General features: G+C 70.9%; 10 protein-coding genes. 7 read left to right on the top strand and 3 right to left on the bottom strand.

Annotation, left to right across the window (positions count from 1 at the left end):
* Nucleotides 1-69 precede the first annotated feature (69 nt).
* Genes LAO51_01075 through LAO51_01065 form a run of 3 tightly spaced genes read right to left on the bottom strand, consistent with a single transcriptional unit; the run spans nt 70 to nt 3,199 of the window.
* Nucleotides 70-1,347, bottom strand: coding sequence for an ABC transporter permease (locus tag LAO51_01075; GenBank protein ID MBZ5637328.1), 1,278 nt, complete (start codon nt 1,345-1,347; stop codon nt 70-72).
* A complete protein-coding gene (locus tag LAO51_01070) occupies nt 1,347-2,237 on the bottom strand; it encodes an ABC transporter ATP-binding protein (protein ID MBZ5637327.1) in 891 nt (296 codons plus the stop codon). The genes LAO51_01075 and LAO51_01070 overlap by 1 nt, the downstream gene beginning before the upstream one ends.
* Complete coding sequence (locus tag LAO51_01065) at nt 2,234-3,199, bottom strand: hypothetical protein (GenBank protein MBZ5637326.1); 966 nt, start codon at nt 3,197-3,199, stop codon at nt 2,234-2,236. The genes LAO51_01070 and LAO51_01065 overlap by 4 nt, the downstream gene beginning before the upstream one ends.
* A 134-nt stretch (nt 3,200-3,333) precedes the next feature.
* Here LAO51_01065 and LAO51_01060 point away from each other — a divergent pair, with 134 nt between their 5' ends.
* The 7 genes from LAO51_01060 (at nt 3,334) to LAO51_01030 (ending at nt 10,057) form a co-directional block, all read left to right on the top strand.
* Nucleotides 3,334-3,945: a superoxide dismutase gene (locus LAO51_01060; GenBank protein MBZ5637325.1), complete on the top strand. Its 612-nt coding sequence runs from the start codon at nt 3,334-3,336 to the stop codon at nt 3,943-3,945.
* Nucleotides 3,946-4,146: 201 nt separating this feature from the next.
* Nucleotides 4,147-5,193: a hydroxymethylglutaryl-CoA synthase gene (locus LAO51_01055; protein ID MBZ5637324.1), complete on the top strand. Its 1,047-nt coding sequence runs from the start codon at nt 4,147-4,149 to the stop codon at nt 5,191-5,193.
* A 16-nt stretch (nt 5,194-5,209) separates the two neighbouring features.
* The gene (locus LAO51_01050) at nt 5,210-6,358 is read left to right on the top strand and encodes a thiolase domain-containing protein (protein MBZ5637323.1); all 1,149 of its coding nucleotides are present in this window, start codon (nt 5,210-5,212) and stop codon (nt 6,356-6,358) included.
* A gap of 3 nt (nt 6,359-6,361) precedes the next feature.
* Nucleotides 6,362-6,754, top strand: a complete 393-nt coding sequence (locus LAO51_01045) for an OB-fold domain-containing protein (GenBank protein MBZ5637322.1) — start codon at nt 6,362-6,364, stop codon at nt 6,752-6,754.
* A 31-nt stretch (nt 6,755-6,785) separates the two neighbouring features.
* Nucleotides 6,786-6,965 carry a hypothetical protein gene (locus tag LAO51_01040; GenBank protein MBZ5637321.1) on the top strand — a complete coding sequence of 60 codons (180 nt, stop codon included), beginning with the start codon at nt 6,786-6,788 and terminating at the stop codon, nt 6,963-6,965.
* Between the two features lie 36 nt (nt 6,966-7,001).
* Nucleotides 7,002-8,063: a selenide, water dikinase SelD gene (selD, locus tag LAO51_01035; protein ID MBZ5637320.1), complete on the top strand. Its 1,062-nt coding sequence runs from the start codon at nt 7,002-7,004 to the stop codon at nt 8,061-8,063.
* Nucleotides 8,060-10,057 carry a tetratricopeptide repeat protein gene (locus tag LAO51_01030; protein ID MBZ5637319.1) on the top strand — a complete coding sequence of 666 codons (1,998 nt, stop codon included), beginning with the start codon at nt 8,060-8,062 and terminating at the stop codon, nt 10,055-10,057. Before selD ends, LAO51_01030 begins: the two co-directional genes overlap by 4 nt.

Here is a 10,057-nt window from a genome sequence, read left to right as displayed (position 1 = left end):
CACGACGTCGGTGGGGCGCTCGAACTGACTGCGGGACCGCCGCGCGTTGCGGCGGTCTCCGTGGTCCGGTCAGCCGTCCGCGCGCCTGAGGCGGATGATGCCGAGCGCGAAGCCGGCGGCGCCGACCGCGAGGAGGATCGCCGAAGGGAGGAGCATCTCCCGGACCCCGAAGCCGCGCCAGATCGCCCCTTCCATCGAGAGCACCGCCCATTTCACCGGGCTGAAGCTCGCGACCGAGCGCATCCAGCCCGGCATCGCGATGAGCGGGATCATCCCGCCGCCGAGCATGGACATGATGAGCAGGATCGCCCAGCCCGCTCCCGCCACCGACTGCTGCGTCTTCCCCAGCGTGCTCAGGAACATCATGATCCCGACGAAGCAGGTCGCGGAGCAGAGCAGCGCGAGGACCACGCCCGCGGGATTCTCGAGACGGACGCCGAACAGGAGGCGGCCGACCACGAGGAGCAGGACCACGACCCCACACGAAGCGGCGAAGCACGCCAGGGCCTTCCCGCCCAGGATCTCAACGCGCGAGAGCGGCGAGAGCCGGAGCCTGAGGTAGGTGCCGTTCACGCGCTCCGTGACGATCGAGATCGCGAACGTCGAGACGCAGCCGAGGAGTCCCCAGATGATCGCCTGGGGAAACGAGACCTCGTACGCGGTGCGCGGCTCGCTTCCCTGCCTCGCCACCGCCACGATCTTGATCTTGGACGAGGTCGCCGCGGGGCCCCGCTTCACGGTGCCGGGCTCCACGGTGCCGAGGAAGCGATCGAGGTCCCCGAGGAAGCCCTTGAGCACCTCGCGCTGTCCGGGCGGGAGGCCGCTCGCCCCGTCCAGCTCCGCGATGGACTTCCGCACCGGTCCCTGCAGGCTCTTGGGATCGGCGAAACGGTCCATGAGGAGGCGGAACGACGCCTCCATCAAGATTCCCTCGAGGTATCCGGCCTCCGCGCGGCGGGACGGATCGATGCCCACCTCGAGCAGCGGGTCTCCCTGGCCGCCCAAGAGCGCGCCCAGCGGCGAGTCGCCGAATCCCTTGCCGACCGCCACGTAGGCGACGAGCTTCCCCTTGCGGACCTGATCCACCGCGTCCGCTCGCGCGAGCGCCTTCACCACGAGCGCCTCGGACTTGCCGAGTTCCTCTGCGAACGCCCGGGACCCGTTGGTGCCGTCCTCGTCCACCACGGCGATCGGGAGAGAGCCGCGGCCTCCTTCGCCCCCCCCGCCGAAGATGGCGCCGAAGAGCGAAGCCATCAGCAGCGGGAACCCGATGACCCAGAACAGACCCGCCCGGTCGCGCGCCAGGAGGCGCAGATCCTTGAGGGCGACGGTCAGGGCGCCGGACATCAGTCCCTCAGCGTCCGGCCGGTGAGGGCCAGGAACACCGCCTCGAGGTCCGGCCGGCGGACGTTGAGCGTCGCCAGCGGGAGATTCGCCGACGCGAGCCGCGCGACATCCTCGAGCGGCCGGTCCGTCTCGATTCGGAGCGACGTCCCGTCGAGGTGCCAGGGGATCCGCGAAGGGTCCTCGGGCGCCTTCGCGAGCACGGCGTCGATCACCGCGGGCCCGCCGTGGCGCTCGATCAGGCGGTCCACGGTGTCGAGGGCGAGGATCCTGCCGTGGTCCATGATCGCCACCCGGTCGCAGAGCCGCTGGGCCTCCTCGATGTAGTGCGTCGTGTACAGGATCGTCCGGCCGTCCCGCCGAAGCGCCTCGATGCTCTCGAAGACGTGGTTGCGCGACTGCGGATCGACGCCGACCGTCGGCTCGTCGAGGAGCAGGAGGGGAGGATCGTGGACCAGGGCGCAGGCGAGGTTGAGACGGCGCTGCATGCCGCCGGAGAACGTGCTCACGCGGTCGCCGCGCCGCGGCTCGAGGCCGGCGAACGCCAGGCCGCGAGCGACGCGCTCGCCGAGCACCCGCCCGCGGAGGCCGTACAGCCTCCCGAAGAACGCGAGGTTCTCCTCGGCCGTCAGCTCGCCGTAGAGCGAGAGGGACTGGGGGGCCACCCCGATGGCCCTTCGGACCCCCGGTCGGGTCGGATCGGTGGCGCCGTTCACGAGGACCTCGCCTTGATCGGGGGAGAGCGCGCCCACGAGGAGCAGGATCGTCGTGGTCTTTCCGGCGCCGTTCGGGCCGAGGAGACCGAACGTCTCCCCTCGATGGAGCGCGAACGACACGCCGTCCACCGCCGTGATCGCGCCGAACGACTTGCGGAGGCCGCGCGCCTCGATCACCGCCGCCCCGCCCGGGGAGGTGGGCCGGATCGCGCGCGCGCCGAGCCGATCGGGGTGCCGTTCCGGTCGAAGCGCAAGATGCGTCCGGGCAGCCGCACTTCGAGGACGCCGCTTTCCTCGAGGGCCCACGAGACCGGCTCGCCGTCCGCGCCGTACGACCAGGTGTACGTCCAACGCGTGCCCTGCAGCAGGTCGAGCACCAGGACGCCCCTCTCGGGAAGCCCCGGCCGCGCCGGGTACGCAAGGTCGGCCGCGACGAACGCTCCGTTGTTGGTGGCGGAGAGGTCCTTCACCGACGCCTCCACCTCGGACACCCTGAAGCTCTCCTTCCCGTCCGCGCCGAAGATCCTGAGGTCCGCGGGCGCGTCGAGCCCCGTCGTCGTGGAAACGGCGAGACCGTTCTCCGCCGCGAGCGGCAGGACCTCCTTGACCCAACGGCCATCCTCGATCGACACGCTGAAGCGCGCGTCCGGCTGCCTGGCGTTCACGAGCGTGAGGGTCGTCGCTCCCGTCGGCGGGGGCGGCTCCTTCGACCCCGGCGGCCGGATCTCGTCGGCGGACGCCCTCCGATACCGCGTCGATAGGATCGCCGCCGACCGGTCGTCGGGGGCGATCTCGGCGCTCTCGGCGACGCCCTCTTCCATGGGCCCGTCGTCGGACGACGGGTCCGAGTGGACGAGCCGGCTCTCGTTGCGGAGTCCGATGTCGAGGACCGGCTCGTCGCCGTGGAACACCACGAGCCGGTCCGGGGCATCGGGGGCGGTGCGATTTCGCGGATCGACCCGGAGCCGTCCGTACTCCGGCTGCCCCGACACGTAGAGCGCGATCCGGTCCGCGACCGGGGTCTCGGCGGGAGGCGGTGTCCGCGGCCGGCCCGCGGCGGGATCGGGCTTCGCTCCCGCGCGAATCGGGAGCGCCGCGAGCGAGAGAGCGAGCGAGGCGATGAGCGGTGCCCTGTTCATGAGGGGATCGATTGTACATGGATATGCTGCGTGTCGACGGGCTGGGCCGAGCGACTTGCCGTTTTGCGAACCGGACTCTAGAATGCGGACTGATTTGGTCCTTTATAAGAAGGGTTCGAACCCAGGAGGTTTCGATGGCTTACGAGCTCCCCGCCCTACCGTACTCCTTCGACGCGCTCGAGCCGTGGATCGACGCGCGCACGATGGAGATCCACCACGACAAGCACCACGGCGCCTACGTCAACAATCTGAACAAGGCCCTCGAAGGGCAGCCGGCGCTCCAGTCGCTGGCGCTTCCCGTGCTGCTCGCGGACCTTAACCGCGTCCCGGAATCGGTGCGCACCGTCGTGCGGAACAATGGGGGAGGCCACCTGAACCACGACATGTTCTGGAAACTGATGAAGAAGGGAGGCGGAGGGGAGCCGCTCGGCGAGCTCGCGGACGCCATCAAGGCGGGATTCGGCTCCTTCGCGGAGTTCAAGACGAAGCTCTCCCAGGCGGCCGTCGGCCGATTCGGCTCCGGCTGGGCGTGGCTCTACTTCCAGGGGGGGAAGCTGCTCGTCGACTCGACCCCGAACCAGGACTCGCCCATCATGTCCGGAGGGAAGGCGGTGCTGGGGCTCGACGTCTGGGAGCACGCGTACTACCTCAAGTACCAGAACCGCCGGCCCGAGTACGTCGAAGCTTGGTGGAACGTCGTGAATTGGGAGCAGGCGCTCGAGAACTACCGGCTCGCCCGGAAGTAGCCGACGATCCCGGCGCGCGCGCCCGCGGCCGGTCGCGGCCGGGGCGCGCGCGTTGCCTCCCCCCCGCCAAGCCCGTCGAGCGTCCCGTCCCCGCCGCCCTCGCTCCGACATGAGCGGAAGTTGAATTTCCCGCGTACTTGCGGTATCTGATACGCTCTTCCGTTCACGGCGAACCTGCTCTCATTCCGGCGAGGAGGGGACATGGCGGGAATCGTGGGGTACGGCGCGTACGTCCCGCGCAACCGGATCAAGGCCGAGGTGATCGCGGCGCAGTGGGGCAAGGACCCCGACGCGATCCGCAAGGGGCTTCTCCTGAACGAGAAGTCGGTGCCCGGCCTCGACGAGGACACGATCACGATCTCGGTCGCGGCCGGACGGGCGGCGATCGCGCGCGCGGGGATCGACCCGGCTCGGGTCGGGGCGCTCTACATCGGATCGGAATCGCACCCGTACGCGGTGAAGCCCAGCGGCACCATCGTCGTCGAGGCGCTCGGGATCGCGCCCGAGGTCCACGTGGCGGACTTCGAGTTCGCCTGCAAGGCCGGGACCGAGGCGATGTTCGTCGCGCTCGGCCTCGTGGAGTCGGGGCGGGTCGAGTACGCCATGGGCATCGGTGCGGACACCTCCCAGGGCGCCCCGAACGACGCGCTGGAGTTCTCCGCGTCCGCCGGCGGGGCCGCCTACCTGTTCGGCAAGGACGCGCTGCTCGCGGACGTGCTGGAGACCTACAGCTTCACCACCGACACGCCGGATTTCTGGCGGCGGGAGGGCGAGTTCTACCCGCGGCACGGGGGCCGGTTCACCGGCGAGCCCGCGTACTTCAAGCACGTGCTGGCGGCGACGCGCGGGATCCTGGCGAAGACGGGGCTCAAGCCGTCCGACTTCCGCTACGCGGTCTTCCACATGCCGAATGGGAAGTTCCCGATGCAGGCCGGGAAGGACCTCGGCTTCAAGAAGGAGCAGATCGAGACCGGCTGGATCGTCCCGACGATGGGGAACACGTACTCCGGCTCCTCGCCCACGGGCCTCGCGGCGGTCCTGGACGTGGCGTCTCCCGGCGACCTGATCCTGATCACCTCGTTCGGGTCGGGCGCGGGCAGCGACTCCTTCGTCCTCAAGGCGACCGCGCTCCTGCCCGAGCGCCGCGGCCGGGCGGCCACCGTGCGCTCGATGCTCGACGGCCCTCGGCGCTACCTGACCTACGGGGAGTACGCCAAGTTCCGCGAGAAGATCATCCTCAACGACTGACGGGGAGGGAGGGACGATGCGCGAGGTGGCGATCGTTGCGGCCGGGATGACCCGGTTCGGCGAGCTGTGGGAATCGAGCCTGCGCGACCTCTTCGTCGAGGCGGCGAGCGAGGCGCTCCGAGGCGCGGGCGTCGACCGGGTCGACTCGATCTACGTCGGGAACATGGCGGCCGGCCAGTTCGTGGGCCAGGAGCACCTCGGCCCGCTGATGGCGGACCACCTCGGGATGGCCGGGACCGCGGCCGCACGGGTCGAGTGCGCGTGCGCGTCCGGCGGGGTCGCTCTCCGCTCGGGATTCCTCGAGGTCGCGTCGGGGGCGAGCGACCTCGTGCTCGCGGGGGGCGTCGAGAAGATGACCGACGGCGCGGACGTCACCGCGGTCCTCGCGACCGCCGCCGATCAGGAGACCGAGGCGTACCACGGGATCACCTTCCCCGGGCTGTACGCCATGATCGCCCGGGCCCACATGCAGGCCCACGGGACGACCGAGGAGGATCTCGCCTGGGTCGCGGTGAAGAACCACCTCCACGGATCGCTGAACCCGAAGGCGCAATTCCACCGCGAGGTCAAGCTCGAGGAGGTGCTGAGGTCGTCCATGGTGGCCGATCCGCTTCGCCTCCTGCTCTGCTCGCCGGTGAGCGACGGGGCCGCGGCCGTGCTGCTGTGTCCCCTCGATCAGGCGAAGAAGTACACCGACCGTCCGGTGAAGATCCGCGGCGTCGGCTTCGCCACGAGCTCGCTGGCGCTCGCCGACCGGAAGGACCCCGCGTTCCTCGACGCGGTCGCGCTGTCGGCGGAGCGGGCGTACCGGATGGCGGGCATCGGCCCCGCCGACGTGCAGGTCGCCGAGGTGCACGACTGCTTCGCGATCGCCGAGATCTGCTGCATCGAGGCGCTCGGGCTCGTGCCCGTGGGGGAGGGGCGCCACTCGGCCCGCAAAGGCGTGACCGGACTCGGCGGGAAGATCCCGGTGAACACCAGCGGCGGCCTCAAATCGAAGGGGCATCCGGTGGGCGCCACCGGCATCGCCCAGGCCATCGAGATCTTCGAGCAGCTGCGCGGCGATGCGGGCGAGCGCCAGGTCCGGGGCGCCCGCATCGGCCTCGCCCAGAACATGGGAGGATCCGGAGCCAGCTCCGTGGTCCACGTCTTCGAGAGGGTGTGACCCATGCCGAGCCCGAGATACTGGCGAGAGCTTCCGAACCGCTTCCGTCTCGAGGCCGCGCGGTGCCGGGGCTGCGGAAAGGTGGCCTTCCCCGCCCGCCGCGTCTGTCCCGCGTGCCGGGGGGAGGCTTGGGAGCCGACGGCCCTCTCGTGGAAGGGGAAGGTCGTCACGTCGACGGTGGTCGTGGTGCCCCCGACCGAGTTCCACATGGAGGCGCCCTACGCGATGGCCGTCGTGGAGACGCCGGAGGGGGCGCGTCTGATGACGCAGGTCGTCGACTGCGATCCCGCCACGGTCCTCCCCGGCACCGAGGTCACGCTGGTGTTCCGCAAGATCCGGCGCGAGGGGCACGGCGGGATCCTCTGCTACGGCTTCAAGGGGGTGCCTGCGGCCTAGTGGATCGCGGGTGCGTCGCGAGGAGGCGCCCATGCCGAAGGTTCGGATCTCCGTGGAGATTCCCGACGAAGCGTTGCGCGCCTTCAAGGACGCCGCCGATCGCGAAGGGCTCGGCGTCGAGGCGATCCTCGAGCGAACCGTCAACAACCTGCTCCGGGAGCTCGAGCGGGAACGCAGGGACGGGTTCGACCCCCCGATCGTTCCCGCGTGATCTCACGTGGAGGTCGCCGCGGGTAGGAGCCCGGGAATGTCCGAAGCGAAGCGCATCCGACTGACGAGCCTCGCCTCCTGCGCCGGCTGAGCGAGCAAGATGGGGCCGGAGGCCCTGGCGCAGGTCCTGCGCCCGCTCGCCGGGATGTTCGAGGCGGATCGCTACCCGGACCTGCTCCGGGGGCTCAGGGAGCTCGACGACGCGCTGGTCTGGCGGATCGACGACGACCGCGCGATCGTGCAGACGGCGGACTTCTTCCCGCCGGTCGTGGACGATCCCTACCACTTCGGTGCGATCGCGGCGGCCAACGCGCTGTCCGACGTGTACGCCATGGGGGCGGAGCCGCTCTTCGCCCTGAACCTCGTCGGCTTCCCGGACGACCTGGACCCGGCGATACTGTCGGAGATCCTGCGAGGCGGCGGGGACAAGGTGCGCGAATCGGGCGCGGTGGTCGCCGGAGGCCACACCACCGTGGATCGCGAGCCGAAGTACGGCCTCGCGGTGACGGGCCTCGTGCATCCCGGCCGGATCCTGTCGAAGGGAGGCGCGCGGCCCGGGGATGTCCTGCTCCTGACCAAGCCGATCGGGACCGGCGTCGTGACCACGGCCCACAAGCGACAGCAGGTGGACGAGGCCGACCTCGAGGCGGCGGTGGACAGCATGGAGCGGCTCTCGGCCGGCGCGGCCCGGCTCCTGCGCGAGTCGGGCCCCGCGGTCCACGCGCTGACCGACGTGACCGGATTCGGCCTCGCGGGACACGCGCACGAGATCGCGGAGCAGTCGCGGCTGACGCTACGCATCGCCTTCCGGGACGTGCCCCGTCTCCCCGGCGCGGAGGGGTATGCGCGGAGCGGGACGATCCCGGGAGGGACGCGCCGGAACGAGGCGTTCTACACCCCCTGGATCGAGTACGGGCGGCCCCTCGAAACGTGGGAGCGGCACCTCCTCTTCGACCCCCAGACGTCGGGCGGCCTCCTCGCGGCGGTGGAGGGCGCGGAGGCGTCCGCGCTCGTCGCCGCGTTTCGCCGCGCCGGGGAGCCGGTTTGGCGGATCGGCGACGCGCTGGGGGGCCGGGAGGGAGGCCTGGTCGTCGCGTGAGCCACCCCGGGGGATCTCCCTCGCGCTCCCCGGCCGCGGAGCCCGCGGAGCGCGACGCGTCCCGAACGGCCGGGAGCCGGAACGGGCTCATCGCCCTCGCCCTGGCCGCCGCGACCCTTCTCGTGTACGCGCGGGCCGTCGGCTTCGACTTCGTCGGTCTGGACGACGCGGCCTACGCATCCCGCAACCCGTTCGTCCTGGGCGGCCCGACGCGAACGGGGATCGCCTGGGCGTTCACGACGACCTACCAGGCGAACTGGCACCCGCTCACGTGGATCTCCCTCATGATCGACGCGGCGCTGGGCGGGAAGGCGCCGTGGCTCTTCCACCTGACGAACGTCGTCCTGCACCTCGCGAACACCCTCCTGCTCTTCCACGTGCTCTTCAGGATGACCGGCCTCCCGTGGCGCAGCGCGTTCGTCGCCGCCCTGTTCGCGGTCCACCCGCTCCACGTCGAGTCGGTCGCCTGGATCACCGAGCGCAAGGACGTGCTGAGCACGCTGTTCTGGCTGCTCGCGATGCTCGCGTACCTCCGGCACGTCGAGCGTCCGACGAGGCCGAGGTACCTCCTCGTCCCCGCCGCGATGGCCCTCGGCCTCCTCGCGAAGCCGATGCTCGTCACCCTTCCCCTCGTGCTGCTGCTCCTGGACGTGTGGCCGCTGCGCCGGTTCCCGTCGGCCGCCGGTCCTGGCGACTCTCGAGGCCGGACGTATCGCCTCGTTCTGGAGAAGGCGCCGCTCTTCGCTCTCTCTCTGGTCTCGAGCGTGGTCACCATCTACGCACAGAAGAAAGGCGGCGCGTTCGGAGGGCTCGAGGCGTTCCCGCTCGGGCGGCGGCTGGCCAACGCCGTGATCGCCTACGGCACCTACGTCGGCAAGATGCTCTGGCCCACGAAGCTCGCCGTCCCATACCCCCTCATCCCGGGCGCTCAGACGCCGGGGCGGGTCCTCGCGTCGGCGGTCCTGCTGGTGGCGATCAGCGTGCTGGCGATCCGAGGTTTGAAGCGCCGCCCGTACCTCGCGGTCGGGTGGCTCTGGTACCTGGTCACGCTCCTTCCCGTGATCGGCCTCTTCCAGGTCGGGATCCAGAGCATGGCAGACCGTTACACGTACGTTCCCCTCGTCGGCCTGTTCGTCATGGTGGCCTGGGGGGTGCCCGACCTGCTGCGCGGGACGGGCCTGGCCCCGGCCGCCCGACCGGCGATCCTCGGGGGGGCCGCCGGCCTCGCGGTGCTCGCTCTCACGGGCTGCGCGTACGTGCAGGCCGGACGGTGGCGCAACACGAGCGAGCTGTTCGCCCACGTCCTGCGCGTCACCGAGCAGAACGCCACGGCCCACAACGCCCTGGGACTCGACCTCTACGAGAGCGGCCGTCCCGACGACGCCATCGCGCACTACCGGGAGGCGATCCGCATCGCGCCCGGATTCGATCTCGCCTACGCGAATCTCGGCGCGGCCCTGTCCCGGATCGGAAAGACCGACGAGGCCATCGCGGCCTACCGTCAGGCGTTTCGGCTCAGGCTCGAGAGTCCGGGGATGCGGACGACCGTCGCCGGCCTGCTGATGACGCAAGGACGGGATGACGAGGCGGCCGCCGAGATCACCCGGGCGATGGGCGACGCGCCGGGGGACGTCTCCCTGCGGAAGGCCCTCGGCTCCATTCTCGCCCGCCAGGGAAAGAGCCCCGAGGCGATGGCGGAATTCGAGGCGGTCCTCCGTGAGACGCCTGAGGACGCCGAGGCGCTCGCGAGCCTCGGGACGCTCCTCATGAAGCAGGGAGATCTCGCCGGGGCGAGCGCCCGGTTCGCCGAGGCCCTCAGCGTCGAGCCCGACAACGTGCCGGCCCACAAGAACCTCGGCGTGATCCTGGCCCGCCAGGGACGCTACGGCGAGGCGGTCGCGCAGTTCACCGAAGCGCTCAGGGTGCGCCCGGAGGACGACGGGGTTCGCCGAAACCTCGAGCACGCGAAGGCGCTCGCCGCCGGCGGTCGCTGA

The sequence above is a fragment of the Terriglobia bacterium genome (genome assembly GCA_020073205.1).
Taxonomy (GTDB): Bacteria; Acidobacteriota; Polarisedimenticolia; order Polarisedimenticolales; family JAIQFR01; genus JAIQFR01.
The sequence above is the reverse complement of the archived record's forward strand: the minus strand, read 5'-3'. Positions and strand labels throughout refer to the sequence as shown.